14 protein-coding genes are annotated in these 19,092 nt (G+C 36.6%); 8 read left to right on the top strand and 6 right to left on the bottom strand.

Annotated elements, in window-relative coordinates; all coding sequences use genetic code 11:
- Nucleotides 1-47 precede the first annotated feature (47 nt).
- Nucleotides 48-1,619 carry a beta-N-acetylhexosaminidase gene (locus tag APB85_RS05410; protein WP_057480900.1) on the bottom strand — a complete coding sequence of 524 codons (1,572 nt, stop codon included), beginning with the start codon at nt 1,617-1,619 and terminating at the stop codon, nt 48-50.
- Nucleotides 1,620-1,629: 10 nt separating this feature from the next.
- Entirely contained in the window at nt 1,630-2,895 is a 1,266-nt protein-coding gene (locus APB85_RS05405) for a sugar MFS transporter (protein ID WP_057480901.1), read from the bottom strand.
- Nucleotides 2,896-3,308: 413 nt separating this feature from the next.
- On the opposite strand from APB85_RS05405, the gene lepA reads away from it, so the two are divergent.
- Both lepA and APB85_RS05395 read left to right on the top strand, forming a co-directional pair.
- Entirely contained in the window at nt 3,309-5,105 is a 1,797-nt protein-coding gene (gene lepA, locus APB85_RS05400; protein ID WP_057480902.1) for a translation elongation factor 4, read from the top strand.
- Nucleotides 5,106-5,212: 107 nt separating this feature from the next.
- Nucleotides 5,213-5,974, top strand: a complete 762-nt coding sequence (locus APB85_RS05395) for a YebC/PmpR family DNA-binding transcriptional regulator (RefSeq protein ID WP_057480903.1) — start codon at nt 5,213-5,215, stop codon at nt 5,972-5,974.
- Here APB85_RS05395 and APB85_RS05390 read toward each other — a convergent pair.
- Nucleotides 5,971-7,887 (bottom strand): cation:proton antiporter, encoded by a 1,917-nt coding sequence (locus tag APB85_RS05390; RefSeq protein WP_057480904.1) that lies wholly within the window; start codon nt 7,885-7,887, stop codon nt 5,971-5,973. The genes APB85_RS05395 and APB85_RS05390 overlap by 4 nt on opposite strands.
- A 189-nt stretch (nt 7,888-8,076) precedes the next feature.
- Here APB85_RS05390 and APB85_RS05385 point away from each other — a divergent pair, with 189 nt between their 5' ends.
- From APB85_RS05385 to APB85_RS05360, 6 genes are all read left to right on the top strand, one after another.
- Nucleotides 8,077-9,861, top strand: coding sequence for a cation:proton antiporter (locus APB85_RS05385; protein WP_057480905.1), 1,785 nt, complete (start codon nt 8,077-8,079; stop codon nt 9,859-9,861).
- A 106-nt stretch (nt 9,862-9,967) separates the two neighbouring features.
- Entirely contained in the window at nt 9,968-10,831 is an 864-nt protein-coding gene (locus tag APB85_RS05380) for an MBL fold metallo-hydrolase (protein WP_057480906.1), read from the top strand.
- A gap of 82 nt (nt 10,832-10,913) precedes the next feature.
- On the top strand, nt 10,914-12,587 hold the full coding sequence (locus APB85_RS05375; protein ID WP_057480907.1) for a S8 family peptidase: 1,674 nt from the start codon (nt 10,914-10,916) through the stop codon (nt 12,585-12,587).
- Between the two features lie 137 nt (nt 12,588-12,724).
- Nucleotides 12,725-14,575: a M1 family metallopeptidase gene (locus tag APB85_RS05370; protein WP_057480908.1), complete on the top strand. Its 1,851-nt coding sequence runs from the start codon at nt 12,725-12,727 to the stop codon at nt 14,573-14,575.
- Nucleotides 14,576-14,907: 332 nt separating this feature from the next.
- Entirely contained in the window at nt 14,908-15,282 is a 375-nt protein-coding gene (gene rnpA / locus APB85_RS05365) for a ribonuclease P protein component (protein ID WP_057480909.1), read from the top strand.
- A gap of 73 nt (nt 15,283-15,355) precedes the next feature.
- Entirely contained in the window at nt 15,356-16,990 is a 1,635-nt protein-coding gene (locus APB85_RS05360) for a S41 family peptidase (protein WP_057480910.1), read from the top strand.
- A gap of 46 nt (nt 16,991-17,036) precedes the next feature.
- On the opposite strand, the gene APB85_RS05355 is transcribed toward APB85_RS05360, so the two are convergent.
- The 3 genes from APB85_RS05355 to APB85_RS05345 form a co-directional block, all read right to left on the bottom strand.
- Nucleotides 17,037-17,474 (bottom strand): GNAT family N-acetyltransferase, encoded by a 438-nt coding sequence (locus tag APB85_RS05355; protein WP_057480911.1) that lies wholly within the window; start codon nt 17,472-17,474, stop codon nt 17,037-17,039.
- An 89-nt stretch (nt 17,475-17,563) separates the two neighbouring features.
- A complete protein-coding gene (gene rpiB, locus APB85_RS05350) occupies nt 17,564-17,998 on the bottom strand; it encodes a ribose 5-phosphate isomerase B (RefSeq protein WP_057481062.1) in 435 nt (144 codons plus the stop codon).
- A 672-nt stretch (nt 17,999-18,670) separates the two neighbouring features.
- Entirely contained in the window at nt 18,671-18,853 is a 183-nt protein-coding gene (locus APB85_RS05345) for a hypothetical protein (RefSeq protein ID WP_057480912.1), read from the bottom strand.
- Nucleotides 18,854-19,092 lie beyond the last annotated feature (239 nt).

Genomic DNA, 19,092 nt, shown 5'->3' with positions numbered 1-19,092 from the left:
ATCTATAACTCGAGGAGAAATGTTTTAAATAAAATATCTAAAATAATTTAAAATTTAGATTTAGGCATAAATTCTGAAAAAATCCCTTTTTTAGGGTCGCTATTCCAATCTACTTCTGGGCTTCTAAAATAATTTACATCCATAAGATCAAGTCTTAAGCCTTGATCTCCCAGGCGTTCTAGGAAGTTCTTATAATCTTTTTTCTTCTCTTTAGTCCATCCAACTTCTGCCATGGCAATTGTTCTTGGCCAAAACCTATCGTCTGCAGCTTCGTTAGAAAGTACCATCTCGGTCCAAACCGGAGCCTCTACCCCTATTGTATTCGGATTTTCTACCTTAAATGTGTATGCGTCCTTTAAAGAAACTCCATCTTCTTTACACCAGTTATTAGTCATTTCCTGTCCCGGCACGTTAGCGTGATCATAATAAAAACTAGAACAAATAGATTCTATTACGGGCGTTTTTACTACACTCTTGGTTTTCCCATTCCAACGCTGACTAATAAAAGAACTGTCTACTGCTGCCTGGGTAACTTCTTCCCAGCCTACAGTTGTTTTACCAAGGCCCTGAACAATAGAATCTGCTTTCACCACAAATTCCTTGTAGCGTTCATCTTCAATCTCATCTCCCCCGATGTGTAAATAATCTCCGGTAGTAATTTCAGCCATTTCACCCAAAACTGTGGCCACGAAATCATAAATTTCAGGTTTATCGAGACATAGTTTACTCCATCCTACTTTGTATTCGTGGAATAATTCTGGTGGAGTCGCCATTCTAGGTTCTATATTGCTGAAATCCTCACAATTTAATTCTGGGTAAGCCATTAAGGCCGAATAGATATGTCCCGGCATATCAATTTCAGGAACAATTACAATATTTCTCGCCGCTGCATATTCCTGGATTTCTTTATATTCTTCCTGGGTTAAATAACCAGATCTACCGCCTTTAACAGCACCTTTACTTCCTAATTCGGTTAATTTAGGTTTTTGTTTTATTTCTATACGCCATCCCTGATCATCGGTTAGGTGTAAGTGAAGTCTGTTTAATTTGTAAAAAGCCATTCGGTCTAAATGCTTTTTAATATAATCTGTTCCAAAGAAACTACGGGCAATATCAAGCATGGACCCACGCCATTCAAATCTTGGAGTATCGGTTATAGACACCTGGGGAAGTTTTATTTCTTCCGAAATTTTTTCATTTTCTATTTCCGCTGGAAACATTTGTCGCAAGGTTTGGATAGCATAAAACAATCCGGCTTCTGTTGCTGCTTCTAAACTGACGGTACTGGCAGTAATCTCTAAATTGTAACCTTCTTTACCAAGAGTTTCTTCCAGTTCTGGATTAATATTAAGGTTAAAACCGTTACAATTTTCTCCCCGCATCTCATAGCTTTGTGTATAAGTATTACTCAGCAATCGCTGCAGCCAGGCAGCCGATGCTCCTGCACCGGAACTAAAACAAACCACTGTTCTTTCCTGTAGTGTAAAGAAGTTGTCTTTCCACTCAATTTCTGCTGGCTGCGGTATGATTGCCGGTTTTTCAACTTCGGGTTCTTGTGCGGATAAACCCAGCTGAAAAAACACTAAAACTAAACCTAACTTGAAACTTAAACTACTCATCCTAAAATCTTTATTTTATCTTGTGCCCTTTTGCTGCGAAAAACCAGATATACAAATAACTTGGAATTACTATCCAGTAAGCCGATTGAGGATCGAAAGTATCGGCTAAATATCCGTAGATAAGTGGTAAAATAGCTCCACCGGCCAGTGCCATAATTAAAAATGACGAACCTATTTTAGTAAATCTACCCAAGCCATTAAGCGCTAAAGGCCAAATCGCAGGAAATACTAAAGCATTTGCTAAACCTAAGAGCGATATACAAAGTACTGAAACATAACCATCGGTAAAAATTGCACAAAGACCCAGTATAATTCCTAAAATACCTGAAATCTGCAAAGCCTTTTGCTGACTGATATATTTTGGAATAGTTACCGTACCAATTAAATATCCCACAATCATGGCAATAAGGGTATATGTGGTAAAATATTTGGCAACATCTGTAGCAATATCCTGCCCGTCTCGCGCGTAACTAATTACTGTATCTCCTGCAATTACCTCTACTCCAACATATAAAAACATAGCCAGGGTTCCCAGCAGTAAATTTGGAAACTGCAGTACGCTGGTTTTACTTTTATTAGCTGCAGCAAGTGTCTCATTTTCACCATCGGTTTCAATTTCGGGTAAGGCAGAATAATAAATAAGCACTGAAAGACCTACTAAAATAACAGCCATGATAATGTATGGAGTAATTACAAGGGAAGCAAGTTCATCTAACTCGGCTGCCTTTGCGGCAGCCCCCATGCCTTCCAGTCTGGCTTCAATCGCATCCATATTTTTCAGCAAAATGGCACCAAAAATAATAGGAGCTAAAGCACCGGCTACCTTATTACAAATACCCATTATACTAATTCGTTTTGCCGCACTTTCAATGGGTCCTAGAATAGTGATATAAGGATTAGCTGCCGATTGTAGTAAAGCCAAACCGGTTCCTTGAACAAACAAACCGAATAAGAACATCGCATAAGTTCTGGACATCGCAGCAGGTATAAAAATTAAAGCACCAACTGCCATCACAACAAGGCCAAGGGACATACCGTTTTTAAAACCGGTTCTTTTTAGTACCCAGGCAGAAGGGATAGCCATTACGAAATATGAAATATAAGAAGCAAAGGCTACTAAATAAGATTCAAAGTTATTTAACTGGCTGGCAGTTTTTAAGAATGGAATAAGTACAGAATTTAACCAGGTTACAAAGCCGAAGATGAAAAATAACACGCCTATAATAACAATAGATCTACTGGTGTTGTTCTGATTAGTTGCGGTTTCAGCAGCCATAAATGTATATCTTAAGTATAGTTAATATTTAATTTTGGTTAAACTTAATGCCTTTTTAGAAAATTATAACAAAAATGTTCCTTACAAAAAAAGGAAACTTTTTTATAACCAACGTATACTTAGGTAAGTTTTTTTATAAATAACCAAAAGATAAGTCATTTTTTTATTTAAATGATTTTTTAAGATTAATACTTAGAGATTGAAATTTCTTCCAATTCTTATATTCTATCTTTCTTTTTAGGACTATGAAATAAACTATATTTGTAAACTTAAATTTGTTGATTACCTTTTACTCGATAATCGAGATTAAATACGCCGAGGCTTGCCTCGATTTGAAAAAGAGACTTCCAATTCATATTTCTCGGGCTTGCCCCCGAGGTGTTTTGATGGAATTCAATAATTAAAATTACCTAATGAAACATATAAGAAACTTCTGTATAATCGCCCATATTGACCACGGAAAAAGTACCCTGGCAGACCGTTTACTGGATTTTACGGGTTCGGTAACCGATCGTGAGAAACAGGAACAACTCCTGGATAGTATGGATTTGGAACGTGAACGTGGCATTACCATTAAAAGTCACGCCATACAGATGGATTATGAATATGAAGGTGAAAAGTATGTTTTAAACCTAATTGACACACCGGGACACGTAGATTTTTCTTACGAAGTTTCCCGTTCTATTGCGGCTTGTGAAGGTGCTTTATTGGTAGTGGATGCCGCTCAAAGTATCCAGGCACAAACCATTTCTAACCTTTATTTAGCTCTGGAAAACGACCTTGAGATAATTCCGGTGCTTAACAAGGTAGATTTACCAAGTGCTAATCCAGAAGTTGTAAGCGATGATATCGTAGATCTTTTGGGTTGTGAATATGAAGATATTATTCCTGCAAGTGCAAAAACAGGACTGGGAATAGAAGAAATCCTGAAAGCGATCATAACCCGTGTTCCAGCACCAAGCGGAAAAGTAGATGCTCCTTTAAGAGCGCTTATTTTTGATTCGGTTTACAATCCTTTTAGAGGTGTAGAAACCTATTTTAGAGTTATAAACGGATCGATTAAAAAAGGCCAGAATATTAAATTTGTGGCTACACAAAAAACATATTTCGCCGATGAAGTAGGAACTTTGCGTTTAAAGCAATTCCCGCGTAAGGAAATAAAAACGGGCGATGTAGGTTACCTTATTACAGGAATTAAAGATGCTCGCGAAGTAAAAGTTGGGGATACCATTACTGATGCTAAAAACCCAACTACTGAAGCTGTAGCCGGTTTTGAGGATGTAAAACCTATGGTTTTTGCCGGTATTTATCCAGTAGATACAGAAGATTATGAAGAACTAAGAAGTTCTATGGAGAAACTTCAGCTTAATGATGCCTCTCTGGTATTTTTACCGGAAAGCTCTGCAGCATTAGGTTTTGGTTTCCGTTGTGGATTTTTAGGAATGCTTCACCTGGAAATTATTCAGGAACGATTGGAACGTGAATTTGATATGACGGTAATTACTACCGTACCTAACGTATCTTACCATGCCTACACCAATAAAAATCCAAATGATCTGATTTTGGTTAATAACCCATCAGATTTACCGGAACCTTCTTCGTTAAACCGGGTAGAAGAACCTTTTATTAAAGCTACCATCATTACCAAAGCCGATTATGTTGGGAATGTAATGTCTCTTTGTATAGAAAAAAGAGGTGAAATCACCAACCAGGTATATTTAACTCCAGAAAGGGTTGAGCTAAGTTTTGATATGCCTTTGGCTGAAATTGTTTTCGACTTTTACGACAGATTAAAAACCGTTTCCAGAGGTTATGCATCTTTCGATTATTCACCTATAGGAATGCGCGAGTCTAAACTGGTTAAAGTAGATGTTTTACTTAACGGAAATATTGTAGATGCGCTTTCTGCCCTACTCCACGTAGACAACGCTTACGATATTGGAAAGAAAATGTGTGAAAAGCTGAAGGAATTAATTCCAAGGCAACAATTTGATATTCCAATACAAGCGGCTATTGGTGCCAAAATTATTGCCCGTGAAACCGTAAAAGCGCTAAGAAAAGATGTTACCGCCAAATGTTATGGTGGTGATATTTCGCGTAAAAGAAAACTGCTGGAAAAACAGAAAAAAGGTAAAAAGCGTATGCGCCAGGTAGGAAATGTTGAAATTCCACAGGAAGCATTTATGGCGGTTCTAAAGTTGAATGACTAAGATTTTAACTTATTAAAATTCATATAAAACCTCACATCTTACTGTGAGGTTTTTTGATTTTCTACATTTTCTTAATTTTGTAAGTCTACCATTAAAAAAATAAAAAAATGGCCGGACATAGTAAATGGGCGAATATAAAACACCGAAAAGGTGCGCAGGATAAAAAACGTGCAAAGCAGTTTACCCGAGTAATCAAAGAAATTAGCGTTGCGGTAAAAGACGGTGGCGGGCCAGATCCAGAATCCAATCCTGGCTTACGTAATGCAATTTCTAATGCTAAGGGTGTAAATATGCCCAAAGACACCATAGAACGTGCTATAAAGAAGGCCAGCGGAGCGGATGCCGATAATTATGAACTGGTAACTTTTGAAGGTTATGGACCCAACGGAATTGCTTTCTTTATTGAATGTACCACCGATAACACAAATAGAACTGTAGCATCAGTTAGATCTACATTATCTAAAAATGGCGGAAATTTAGGTACCAATGGTTCCCTGGAATTTCTTTTTGATAAAAAAGGAGTTTTTACCATAGAAAGAGAAAAGATAGAAATGGATCTCGAAGAGTTTGAATTAGAACTTATTGAAGGTGGAGCCTCAAAAATTGAAAAAGAAAAAGACTTTATAATTATCTATACGGAATTTACTGATTTTGGACTAATGTCTTCAAAATTAGAAGACCTGGAAATTGAAGTTAAATCTTCTGAAGTTCAACGTATTCCATTAAATACCGTAGAATTACCGGTAGAAGATGCCAAAAAAATACTAAACCTGGTAGATAAATTTGAGGACGACGATGATGTTCAGAATGTTTATCACAATATGGAAATCACCGATGAGTTGGTAGCTGAAATGGAGCACGAAGATTAACTGTCTTCCTGCTCCTGCTCTTTTTTCTCATTTATATCCTGTTCTGCTTCCTCTTTATCTATGGTTTCATCGTAATCTTCTTCGGCTTTTTCTTCTCGTTGAATTTTCTTTCCTAAATAAACGAGTTGATAATCTTCTTCAATTTCTACCTCAGAGCTATGCGAAGGAATAATAGTAAGATCGCCATCTGTTGTTTTTACAAAAAGAGGAATAATATCAGTATCGGTTTTTGAAATCTCTATAAGACCTTCGTAATGCTCTTTACTATTAAGCGTAATCTCGTGGATTTTAGGATACTTTCTGGAAACATCTGTAAGTTTTATATAATCATCGGTATGCGAGAATAAGCCTTCGGTTGGGTTTTTCTCAGGATTGTTCATTTCATCTGCAGTAATAACCCTGAATGAACCATTTTCACCAAATTGCTTTTTAAACTTTGAAATAGCAGTTTTGTTGATGTCGCTATTTCCGGTCATCGCCATTAGGTAACCAATATCATTCAGTTCAATATTATTCATTAAATCATCTGCATAAACACTTCCTTCAATGGCATCAATTCCCAGTTTTCGGGCCTTTTTTACATTATCTGAATTGTTATCTAAAAGCACCACATGACGCTTATTATCGTGTAAGTATTTTCCAATTAATCTTGAAATTGAAGAAGCTCCAATGATCAAAATTCCCTGAGAATCTTTAATAAATACACCTACCAGTCGGGCAAAAACCCTGGCAGTAGCGGCATTTAGCAAAACCGAACAAAGCACGATCATAAAAACAAGCGGCGTAATATATTCGGCACCTTCAATACCTTCCCGGGCCAACCGAAGTCCAAATAGAGAAGCAATACCCGCAGCAACAATACCTCGAGGACCAACCCAGCTAATAAAAGCTACTTCTTTAACCTTTAAACCGGAACCAAGCGAACTTAAAATTACCCCAATTGGTCTTACCAGTAAAACCACTATTCCAAACAGAATAAGTGAATTCCAGTTAAATACCAGTAAAAGTTCCTCAACTTCAATATTTGCCGCCAGTAAAATAAACAGGATGGAAATTAATAAAACACTAAGCGACTCTTTAAAATACAGTAATTCTTTAATGTTAGGCAGATCTTTATTTCCCATTACCATTCCCATAATAACCACGGCTAAAAGTCCACTTTCGTGTGCAAATGTGTCGGCCATCACAAAAACACCAAGTACGGTGGCAAGAGTGAAAACATTGAGTAAGTAATGAGGAATTATTTGTTTTTTAATCAAAAATGCTAATAAATGAGCGAACGTAAAGCCGAAGGTAAATCCAAAAAGTAAGATCTTACCGAACTCAATTAGTGCGGTTTGCGTAAAATCCTGGCCGCCTTCTACCCTAATAAATTCAAACATTAAAACTGAAATAAGCGCTCCAATAGGATCTATAAGGATTCCTTCCCATTTAAGAATTGACGACACGTGAGTCTTTAAAGGAATATTCCGAAGAATAGGTGTAATAACCGTGGGCCCGGTTACAATAATTAATGCCGAAAATAAAAAGGAAATCTGCCAGGTAAGGTCAAAAATATAGTGCGCTGCTAGACCGGCTCCCAGAAAAGTAACGATAGTACCAACACTTATTAATTTTAAAATTACAGGACCTATATTACCAACCTCCCCTTTTCTAAGGGTTAAACCACCTTCAAAAAGAATTATAGAAATGGCTAGCGACACGAAGTAGAAAAGACTTTCGCCTGGAAATAAACCTTCAGAGCCATTCCAAATTGGTTCTACCCATTTGGTTCCATCTTCACTAATTAATGTTGAAATAGGACCAACTAAAAGCCCTATTAATATAAGCGGTAAAATTGCCGGAGTTTTAATTTTCCAGGCCACCCATTGGGCCAGGATCCCCAATATTATCAAACTTGCCAGTTCTAACATGCGTTCATCATTTTAGCTATAAATTGCTATTTACAAAAATACCTTGATTTAACCGCAAGTAAAGAAGGAATTCGAATATTTTGAATTAAAAAAAGAAATTTTTATATAAATCTACATTTCTTTTATCTATTTCCATATATATTCTGAAATTAGTAATATTTTGTAGTTTAATTAGCCAAAATATTAATTATGGAAGAATTAAATATCCTTAATTTGTTAATCATCTTAACCAGTGCCTGGTTAGGAGGATCGGCTGCCAAAAGAATGGGCTATCCAGCCATTTTGGGAGAATTAATCATAGGAATTTTACTCGGGCCTGCCTTGCTTGGGTTGTTAGAAACCTCAGAAATGATTAACGTGCTGGCCGAAGTAGGCATCATCCTTCTTATGGTTTATATAGGGATGGAGATCAACTTTCGAGATCTTGGGAAAGCTTCCTGGCCGGGACTTTTAGCCGCTATTGGTGGTTTTATAGTTCCTTTTGCTCTCGGCTATTACACGATAATTTATTTTGGAGGAACACAAATGGCCGCTATTTTTGTAGCTATAGCCGTAGCCGTAACTTCCCTCGCCACCAAAAGCAGGATTTTAGTAGACCTAAAGTTACTCAATACAAGAATTGCTTATGTGCTTATGGCCGGTGCCCTCATTTCGGATACCCTTGCCCTGGTCATTTTTGCGGGAATTATAAGTTATGTAGATGCCGGAAGTATAGATACTCTTGGTTTAGCCTGGGTTGCCGGAAAAGCCATCTTATTTTTTGTTTTTACAGCCCTTGCAGGGATTTATCTTTTGCCGCTGCTAGGTAGATTTTTAATGAAATCTAAAATTAACAGCCGTACGCTTCATTTCACTTTAATTCTCATAATCGTTCTGGGATTTTCAGAATTAGCCGAAGTAGCCGGTTTGCATAGTATTTTAGGAGCTTTTATGGCAGGACTATTTATTAGGGATGGCGTTTTTAATCGTCAAATTTCTAAAGATATCAACAATATATTCCACGATATTTCTATTGGGTTTTTAGCGCCTATTTTCTTTGTTTCTGCAGGATTTAATGTAACCCTGGAGGTATTTCAAACAGATTTGGTGATGCTTATCGTGGTTACCCTGGTGGCGATGATAGGGAAAATTTTTGGTACGGCCTTGTTCTATCTTCCCAGTGGTTATGGATGGCGCGAAGGTATTGCCGTAGGAACCGGAATGAACGGTCGGGGCGCGGTAGAAATTATTATTGCGGGTATTGGTCTTCAAATGGGCATAATCAATAATGAGATCTTTTCTATCCTGGTTTTTATGGCCATTTTCACCACATTAACGGTTCCTTTATTTTTAACCTGGACTACAAACTGGCTAAGAAAAAGAAACGAATTGGTACACCAGGAGTCCAGGAGTGGCTATATTATTTTAGGTGCCAATCCGCTTGGTTTATATATGGCGAAGAAACTTCAAGATAAAAATGAGGTGGTAATAATAGATGCTAACCGCGAAATGGTTGCAGAAGCTAAAACACAAGGTTTCAACAGCATGTATGGGAATATTTTAAAGGAAGAAACCATGGAAGATGCAAAAGCCATAGAAAAAGGTACTTTTATCGGGCTTACCGGTAACAATGAAATAAACTTTCTGGCTGCCCAACTTGCCGAAGATGCTTTCTATATACCTAACAAAATTGTATTGGTATCGCCCAGTGAAACCGGGGCAGATGTAAATATGCTCGATAAAATTAATGCGACCTCACTTTTTGCCAATAAAACCGAATTAGAACCCTGGGCCTCTAAAATTAGTAATGGAGATTTTAAAGAAAATACACTCACTATTAAAGAAGAGATATCCACCCGGGAATGGGTAAAAGAGCATAAGGGAGATAAAAATTCAATTTTACCATTTTTTATCATTAATACTGAAGGAATTATAAGGCCATTCCACTACAACGATACCATAGCCGAAGGTGAAAAAGTAATTTATCTGGAATAGAAGTTTCATTAATTGAAGCTTTAAGTTTTAAAACATGCCTGCTAACAGAATTTTAGCAGTGCATGTTTTTTGCTTTTAGTAATTTGCAGAAACTAAATTGAATCTTATGAAATTATATCCCATAGAATCAGGAAATTTTAAACTGGATGGCGGCGCAATGTTCGGCGTGGTTCCAAAAAGCCTTTGGAACAGAACAAATCCTGCCGATGCTAACAATATGATAGATATGGCGGCTCGCTGCCTTTTAATTGAAGATGGAGATAAACTTACACTTGTAGACACCGGAATGGGCGACAAGCAAAGCGAAAAATTCTTCGGTTTTTATTATCCCTGGGGCGAACATTCTATAGATAATTCGCTTAAAAAACATGGATTTCACCGAGATGATATAACCGATATTTTTCTAACCCACCTTCATTTTGACCACGTGGGTGGCGCTATAAAACGGAATAAAGATAGAACCGGGTATGAACCGGCTTTTAAAAATGCTAAATTCTGGAGCAATAAAGATCACTGGAAATGGGCTACAGAACCTAACGCCCGGGAAAAAGCTTCGTTTCTTCCCGAAAATATTCTGCCTATGGAAGAAAGCGGGAAACTTCATTTTTTAGATCGTAAGGAGAACGAAATCTACACCCAGGCTAAAGAATTTGATTTTGGCGTATTGTTTGTAGATGGACATACCGATAAACAAATGATTCCGCATATTCAGTATAAAGATAAAACCCTTGTGTTTATGGCAGATTTACTGCCAACCGCCGGCCATATTCCTTTACCCTATGTAATGGGTTTTGATACCAGGCCGTTGCTTACTTTATCTGAAAAAGAAAAATTCTTGAAGAAAGCGGCAGATAAAGGTTATTATTTGTTCCTGGAGCACGATGCCCACAACGAAATTATCACCTTAAAAAACACCGAAAAAGGGGTTAGGTTAGACAAAACCTTTACTTTTAACGAACTTTTCAATTAAAAAATAAATTAAGTAAACTACCTCTGGGCATTAAATCTCGATTATCGAGTAAATAATTTTTCAAAAGTAATTAATAAAAACAATGAAGATACCTTTTTTAAAACCTGCGCTAGTTATGGGAAGCGCACTTATCTTAGCTTCCTGCGGAAGTGGCTCTCCAAAAATAGTTTCTACGCCAATAGCCAACATAGATTCTATTCCGCTTAAAATTACAGATCTTTCTGAAACCCAGTTAAAAGGTTGGGGCGGGGCCGATCTTATGACCGATACTATTCCGGGAATGAGCGTTGAAAAAGCATATTCAGAAATAATTAAAAACAATAAAGGTCAAAAAACAATTGTTGCCGTGATAGATAGCGGCGTTGATATTGAACATGAAGACCTTGACGGTGTTATCTGGACAAATACCGATGAAATTCCCGGTAACGGAAAAGACGACGATAACAATGGTTATATAGACGATATGCACGGTTGGAACTTCCTTGGCGATGCAGTAGAAGAGAATTTAGAGTATACCCGTATTTATAAGCGCTTAAAACCTAAATATGAAGGAAAAACTGCAAGTTCTATAAGCACTGCAGATCGTGCTGAATTTATCTATTACCAGGAAGCAAAAGAAGAGTACGGAAAAGAATACGAGGAAACCGTTCAAAATAGAAACCAGTATGAGCAGATCAAAAAGCAACTGGTAGCTGCACACCAGGCTGTTTCTTCACAACTTGGTAAAGAAGATTATACCAAAGAAGAGCTTAATAAGATGGAAGCTTCGGGCCAGATGGCTCAATATAAAGGAATGCTACAGCAAATTCAGAATAATGTAAATGAAAATATTCCTGAAGCGCTTGAGGAACTGGATGAAGGCATAGAATATTATGCAAACAGGCTGGAAACCCATTTTAACCTGGATTTAGATGGCCGTGCACCCGTAGGTGACGATCCTTATGATATTACCGATACCGATTACGGAAATGCCAATGTAATGGGACCTTCAGAAGATAAAGAAGATCTAAAACACGGTACCCACGTAGCCGGAATTATCGCTGCAGAAAGAAATAATAATATAGGCATAAATGGGGTGGCAAATAACGCTGAAATTATGGTTTTACGCGCTGTGCCAGATGGAGACGAATATGATAAAGATATTGCCCTGGCTATTCGTTATGCTGTAGATAATGGTGCTAAAGTGATCAATACCAGCTTCGGAAAGTATTTCTCTCCAAACCCAGAATGGGTTACAGAAGCTATTAAATATGCTGAAAAGAACGATGTGCTAATCGTAAATGCCGGAGGAAATGAAGGTCTTAATTTAGATGAAAATACCGTTTATCCAAACGATCAAAATCCTGAAGCTCCACAAGAAATTTCTGATAATTTTCTAACTGTTGGTGCTCTTAATTATGATTATGGTGCGCAATTAGTAGCCGATTTCTCTAACTACGGAAAAACAAATGTTGATGTTTTTGCTCCAGGAACTAAGATCTGGTCTACTACGCCAAATAACGAATATGAATACCTACAGGGAACCTCAATGGCTTCACCGGCAGTTGCAGGAGTAGCAGCGATTATTCGTTCTTTTTATCCAAAATTAAGCGCCGCGCAGGTTAAACAGGTAATTATGGATAGTGGTTTAACCACCAATGCCGATGTTATTGTAGGCGGCGACAGGAACAATACCCAGGATTTTAAAGAATTATCTACTTCCGGTAAAATGGTAAATCTTTACAATGCGCTTATTTTAGCCTCACAAACTAAATAGAATTCAATTAAACTACCTCTGTGTAAGCCACGAGGTATAATTAGTAAAAAATATTTTAATTTCGAGGCGATGCTTCGGGAACAAGCATTTAAACCTCGATTATTGAGTATTATTTTGATCATAAAAACCACAATTAAATGAAGAAATTATTATTAAGTCTGGCCCTTGTTGCAACCTCCCTGGCCAGTGCCCAAAACAACACCAGCTACTGGCAACAGCACGTAGACTATAAGATGGAGGTAGATATGAATGTTGATAATTTTCAATATACCGGTTCGCAGGAATTGGTATATACCAACAATTCACCCGATACTTTAGACCGTGTTTTTTATCATTTGTATTTTAACGCTTTTCAACCGGGAAGCGAAATGGACGTACGTTCCTTAACCATAAAAGACCCAGATAGGAGAGTAGGAGACCATATTTCTAAATTAACCGAAGAAGAACAGGGATATTTAAGAGTATCCAGCCTGGACCAAAACGGTAATGAACTTTCTTATGAAGAAGTTGGAACCGTGTTGGAAGTTGAGCTGGAGGAACCTATTTTACCTGGCGAAAAAGCTACTTTTAATATGGAATTTGAAGGCCAGGTGCCGGAACAAATTCGCCGATCGGGAAGAAACAGCTCAGAAGGTGTTGCACTTTCTATGAGCCAGTGGTTTCCTAAAATGGCAGAATATGACTTTGAAGGATGGCACGCAGCGCCTTATATAGGTCGTGAATTTCACGGAGTTTGGGGCGATTTTGATGTAAAACTTACCATTGATAAAGATTATACCGTTGCCGCTTCAGGATATCTTCAAAATCCCGAGGAAATTGGACATGGTTATTCTGTTGAAGAAGTACAGGCGGAAGGCGATACGCATACCTGGCATTTTGTAGCACCAAAAGTGCACGATTTTACCTGGGCTGCAGATCCTGAATATATTCACGATAAAAGAACTGCTGAAGACGGAACAGTACTTCACTTCTTCTATAAAGACAATGATGAAATAAAGGAAAACTGGAAAAATCTCCAGGAAAAAACCGAAGAACTATTGTTGTTTTTCAACGAAAATATCGGCCCTTATCCATGGGATCAATATACCGTGGCACAAGGTGGTGATGGCGGTATGGAATACGCGATGCTAACTTTAATCACAGGAGAACGTAATTTTGGAAGCCTGGTAGGGGTAACTGCACACGAATTAGCTCACGCCTGGTTTCAGCACCTAATGGCCACTAACGAAAGTAAACACGAGTGGATGGACGAAGGATTTACCAGCTATATTTCCAGCGCTGCAATGAACCAGGTAATGGAAACTTATGCTGAAAACCCTCATACCGGATCTTACCGCGGATATATGCAATTGGCAAACTCTGGTGTTGAGCAACCACAAACCACTCAGGCCGATCGTTATAATTTAAATGCTGCTTACGGAGCTGCTGCTTATTCTAAAGGAGCTGTATTTTTAGCACAATTAGGATATATTATCGGGAAAGATAATCTTGATAAAACATTAAAGCGTTATTATGATGAATGGAAATTTAAACATCCTACCCCAAACAACTTTATTAGAGTTGCTGAAAAAGTTTCTGGAGCAGAATTAGACTGGTATTTAAACGATTGGACACGTACTACCGCTAAGATAGATTACGGAATAAAAGAAGTAACCGAAGTAGATGAAAATTCGACTAAAGTAACTTTAGAGAGCCACAACCTAATGCCAATGCCTATAGATATCACTGTGCGTTACAGCAATGGGGAAGAAGAAATGATCTATATTCCATTACAAATGATGCGTTGGGAAAAGCCGGCAGAACACGAGAACTGGACCGTAGCAAAAGATTGGGCCTGGGCCTATCCAACTTACGAATTAAACATAGATAAACCACTTAGCGAGATAGAAAGTATAGAAATAGACGAATCTCAACTCATGGCAGATGTAAAAAGAGATAACAATCTTTATACTGCCGAAGAACCTTCAGAAGAAGAAGGACAGGAGTAGTTTTTCAACATTTAAAGTTCAATATTTAGACCTCACAGGTATATAAAACCTGTGAGGTTTTTTATTTATAGCTTTCAAAAAGTTCCCCTACTTTTTAAGGAGGGGAATGACTTCAGCTTCTGCTGAAGAAAGGGGTGGTTCCCTCATATTAGTTACTTAATAATAAAAAGAATTTTTAAAAAACACCCCTCCATCCTGCGGCCACCTCCTCTTTAAAATAAAGCGAGGAACTGAAATTAGTACAAAATCATTAAAGGATTTTTGAACTATTTATTCTTGTTTAAATTTTCAATTATTAATAGAGAACTTAAAACTATGCTTACTTTTGAAGTATGGATGAAAGTTTTGGAAAAGACGAAAAATTAAAGAGCAAAAAGCTCATAGATATATTATTTCAGGAAGGAAAATCGGTTAAAAAATATCCGCTAAAACTCATCTATCTTCCCATTACCAATCCTGAAATCAAGCATTTTAAAACCGGAGTTTCTGTTCCTAAAAAACTGGTGAAAACTGCTGTGGACCGCAACCGTATTAAACGTTTGATGCGGGAAGCTTTCAGAAAAAATAAGTATCTTGTAACCAGCAACTTCACACAAGCTTATGCCTTGATGTTTATTTATATTTCCAGGGACGAAATTAGCCTGGAAGACCTAAATAAAGCAATGATAAAGGTAATGGAGAAGTTTAATGAATCGGAAAATAAATAAGCTGAATTTCTATAAATCGGCTTAAATCACCTCGGAAGATTTAATCTCGATAATCGAGTAAAAATATTGAAAAATGAAAAAGAAACTCACCAAAAAAATTGCGGTAATTTGTCTGGGTGCCACTCTAATATTCAGCAGTTTTGGCTTTAAATCTGATTTCTTTGAGATTGCCAAACAAATTGAAATTTTTACCACACTTTTTAAGGAAATCAACATGAATTATGTTGAAGAAACCAATCCTGCTGCTTTAATGGATACCGCTATTAAAGCGATGCTGGCAGATTTAGATCCTTATACCAATTACTGGAACGAACAGGATGTAGAAGCCGCAAGAATCAATAATTCTGGGGAATATAGTGGCATTGGTGCTACCGTGCAAGTTGTTGATAATAGCTTACTTATAATGGAACCTTATAAAAATTATCCAGCCGATAAAGCCGGATTAAAGGCCGGGGATGAAATTATTGAAATTGAAGGAATAAAAGTAGCCGATTACACCGATGATGTTGGAGAATTACTAAATGGCTCCCCAGACTCGCAGATCAACTTAAAATATAAGCGCCAGGGAGAAATAAAAACAACCCAACTTACAAGGAGTGCTATTCAATTAAAAGCAGTTCCATTTTATGAACTTTTAAAAGAAAAAACCGGGTATATAGTGCTTTCCCGATTTAACGCAAAAGCTTCTTCAGAAACAATAAGGGCGCTAAAAGATCTAAAAAATCAGGGTGCAGAGAAAATTATTCTTGACCTTAGAGGAAATCCCGGCGGTTTATTAACAGAAGCTATAAACGTGAGTAATATTTTCCTGCCAAAAGGCGAATTGATCACCACCACAAAATCGGTTATAGAAAAATATAACAAAGCTTACCAAACCCAAAAAGAACCTATAGATACGCAAATTCCGCTGGTAGTTTTAGTCAACGGACGTAGTGCTTCGGCCAGCGAGATCGTAGCTGGTGCTATTCAGGATCTGGATAGAGGAGTGGTGGTAGGTGCCAGAAGTTTTGGAAAAGGCCTTGTACAACGACCAAAAGAGCTCGCTTACGGTACACAACTTAAGATCACTATTTCCCGTTATTATACGCCAAGCGGAAGGTGTATACAGGCTTTAAATTATGCCGAAAGAGATGAAGACGGGAAAGCTATAAAAAGAGCTGTAGAAGATTATAAAGAGTTTAAGACCAGAAACGGACGTAGCGTTTTTGATGGCGGCGGAATTTCTCCCGATGTTAAACTGGAAACTTCAGAATACAGCAGCATTACTAATGCGCTGCTAGCACAAAATGCTATTTTTAATTTTGCTACCGAATATTACTATAAAAATGACTTGAAAGATCCCGAATCATTTGAGTTCACTGATACAGATTTCAACAATTTCAAATCCTTTTTGAAAACCTCTAATTTCGACTATAAAACCGCTACAGAACAGGAACTTGAAGAACTGCTTGCCATTGCTTCAAAAGAAGGTTATGAACAGGATATTTTAGGTCATTACAAAAGTATTTCCACTGAAATTGAAGCTCAGAAAAAGAAAGAATTAGACGAAAAGAAACATGAAATAGTAAGCATTTTAACCGATGAGATTATTAAACGCTATTTCTATAAAGAAGGCTTGTATGAGTATTATGTTGAAAACAATCCTGAAATTTTAGAGGCTAAATCCATTTTAAACAACAGCCAGCGTTATTCAGAAATTTTGAGGTAGTATATCCTGCATTTTAAATGCTTCGAAAATAAAATTCAGTACTTTATTATTTAATCATTGCAATATGCGGTATTCCATCTTCCAGATAGCCTTCGCCCATTTGCATAAAACCGTGGCTTTCGTAGAAATTGGTTAAATATTGCTGCGCAGAAAGTTTGATATTATCGGTTTTAAAACGCTCTTTAATGGCTTCTACAGAAGCTTTTAGAATAAGATGGCCATAGGCATTTTTACGTTCAGATTCTTTAACCACAACCCGCCCAATAGCGGCTTCATCAAAATAGAATCCTTTATCAAAACAGCGAGTGTAGGCAATTACTTTTCCATCCTTAACACCCAAAATGTGTAATGCATTTTGATCTTTACCATCTATATCCTGGTAAACACAGTCCTGTTCTACTACAAAAACTTCAGAGCGAAGTTGTAATACCTGGTAAAGCTCTTCAATACTAAGTTCATTGAAATCTTTAATAAGAATCTCCATATTTTTCTAATAATATTTATTCCGAAATAATAAAAGAAAAGACTGTTTAAAATGTTTTAAACAGTCTTTTATATACATTGATAATATCTCTAATTTTCAACCGGAATCTTATCTACTCGCTTTTGATGTCTTCCACCTTCAAAAGAAGTTTCAAGAAAAATTTTGACCATATCTACTGCCTGATGTTCTGAAACAAAACGAGCAGGAATACTCAATACATTAGCATTGTTGTGTTCTCTGGCTAGTTTAGTGATCTCACCCGTCCAGCACAAAGCAGAACGTACACCCTGGTGTTTATTAGCGGTCATATTTGCACCATTACCACTGCCACAAATGATAATTCCAAAATCTACTTTTTGGTTTTCAACATCATCGGCTACGGGATGCACAAAATCTGGATAATCTACACTATCATCACTGTTAGTACCATAGTTAATAACTTCTATACCTTTGTTTTTCAGGTAATCAACAACCTTTTTCTTGTATCCGGTACCGGCGTGATCGTTTCCTATTGCAATTTTCATATTTAAGTTTTTAGCTGCAGCAAAGGTAAAAAAACCACTTAGTAACATTGCTATTTTCAATTGTTAATTACTTTTTAAATAAGCTTATAAATCAAGGCTTTAGTATTGACATAGCATTGTGGATAAGCATTGATGAGAAACTGAGAAACTTATTTGCGGTATTCGATTTAAATTTCAATAGCAAAATATCTTCGAATAAATCAAATTATAAGTTCGCTATTTTTTGAGAAGTTATCAGCATATAAAAACAGGTTGTGAACACTAAATTCATTTTCATTTATCCCGATTAGATATTAAGATTCGGTTATCAACTTTTGTTAAGTAAATATTAAAATAGTAAGATTTCCAGTCTTTTAGAACTTTAGAAGTATGTTAATAAGTTGTTATCAAACTAGGCTAACTTAAAAACCAAGAAAAGCTTAAAAAAATTGTTCTACAAATTAACACGCTATAATAACCATCAGTTTTAATTTTTATAAAAAGAAGAAAAAAAGATAATTATATATAGTGTTAATAACATTGACTGATATCTTTTAAAATTGAATTTTGAGGTTTAGATATATGAATAGAAATCCTGAAAAAACTAAAACTCTGATAATGAATAAATTCGGAATTATAGATCTTTAAATAAAAAAAATAGAAGAATAATTTACTGAAATCCAGTATTTTAAGTTAATTTAAATAGTAAATGGTTTCTTCTGAATAACTTAGCGTATGATCCATATATAGCTGTGCAGATTTTACATTTACCTGGCTTTTCTTATTTAAAGAAGAGTTTATAGATGCGATAAAACCTATTAATCCAAAAAGGAAAATAAGAAAAAAAAGAAGCGATATTTTTTTGGCCTTATCCATAGTACTCAGATTATTAAGTCTTACAAAGATGGAAATAAAGGTTGCGACAAACCTTAAATTAAAATTAAGAAAAAATTAAGAATTTGAGGTTTTCTTAATTCCTGGGAGACAAAAAACAAGGGTTTTCACCCAGTATTGAAATTATGTTAAGTAAATGTGAAAATATTTTATAAGCAGATAATTTTCAGGGCGCTTAACAAAACTTTAATCGCAAATAGGCTTCATGTAATGCAGAAGCC

It is taken from the genome of Salegentibacter mishustinae, from assembly GCF_002900095.1.
Taxonomy (GTDB): domain Bacteria; phylum Bacteroidota; class Bacteroidia; order Flavobacteriales; family Flavobacteriaceae; genus Salegentibacter; species Salegentibacter mishustinae.
Note: the sequence above shows the minus strand (reverse complement) of the source record. Positions and strands in the feature narration are given on the sequence as shown.

Bases quoted from the DNA above. Each gene is read 5' to 3' on its own strand.
- rpiB (WP_057481062.1), bottom strand. From the start codon at position 17,998: ATGAAAATTGCAATAGGAAACGATCACGCCGGTACCGGATACAAGAAA.
- lepA (WP_057480902.1), top strand. From the start codon at position 3,309: ATGAAACATATAAGAAACTTCTGTATAATCGCCCATATTGACCACGGA.
- APB85_RS05390 (WP_057480904.1), bottom strand. From the start codon at position 7,887: ATGTTAGAACTGGCAAGTTTGATAATATTGGGGATCCTGGCCCAATGG.
- APB85_RS05355 (WP_057480911.1), bottom strand. From the start codon at position 17,474: ATGGAGATTCTTATTAAAGATTTCAATGAACTTAGTATTGAAGAGCTT.
- APB85_RS05345 (WP_057480912.1), bottom strand. From the start codon at position 18,853: ATGGATAAGGCCAAAAAAATATCGCTTCTTTTTTTTCTTATTTTCCTT.
- APB85_RS05385 (WP_057480905.1), top strand. From the start codon at position 8,077: ATGGAAGAATTAAATATCCTTAATTTGTTAATCATCTTAACCAGTGCC.
- APB85_RS05405 (WP_057480901.1), bottom strand. From the start codon at position 2,895: ATGGCTGCTGAAACCGCAACTAATCAGAACAACACCAGTAGATCTATT.
- rnpA (WP_057480909.1), top strand. From the start codon at position 14,908: ATGGATGAAAGTTTTGGAAAAGACGAAAAATTAAAGAGCAAAAAGCTC.
- APB85_RS05410 (WP_057480900.1), bottom strand. From the start codon at position 1,619: ATGAGTAGTTTAAGTTTCAAGTTAGGTTTAGTTTTAGTGTTTTTTCAG.
- APB85_RS05370 (WP_057480908.1), top strand. From the start codon at position 12,725: ATGAAGAAATTATTATTAAGTCTGGCCCTTGTTGCAACCTCCCTGGCC.
- APB85_RS05380 (WP_057480906.1), top strand. From the start codon at position 9,968: ATGAAATTATATCCCATAGAATCAGGAAATTTTAAACTGGATGGCGGC.
- APB85_RS05375 (WP_057480907.1), top strand. From the start codon at position 10,914: ATGAAGATACCTTTTTTAAAACCTGCGCTAGTTATGGGAAGCGCACTT.
- APB85_RS05395 (WP_057480903.1), top strand. From the start codon at position 5,213: ATGGCCGGACATAGTAAATGGGCGAATATAAAACACCGAAAAGGTGCG.
- APB85_RS05360 (WP_057480910.1), top strand. From the start codon at position 15,356: ATGAAAAAGAAACTCACCAAAAAAATTGCGGTAATTTGTCTGGGTGCC.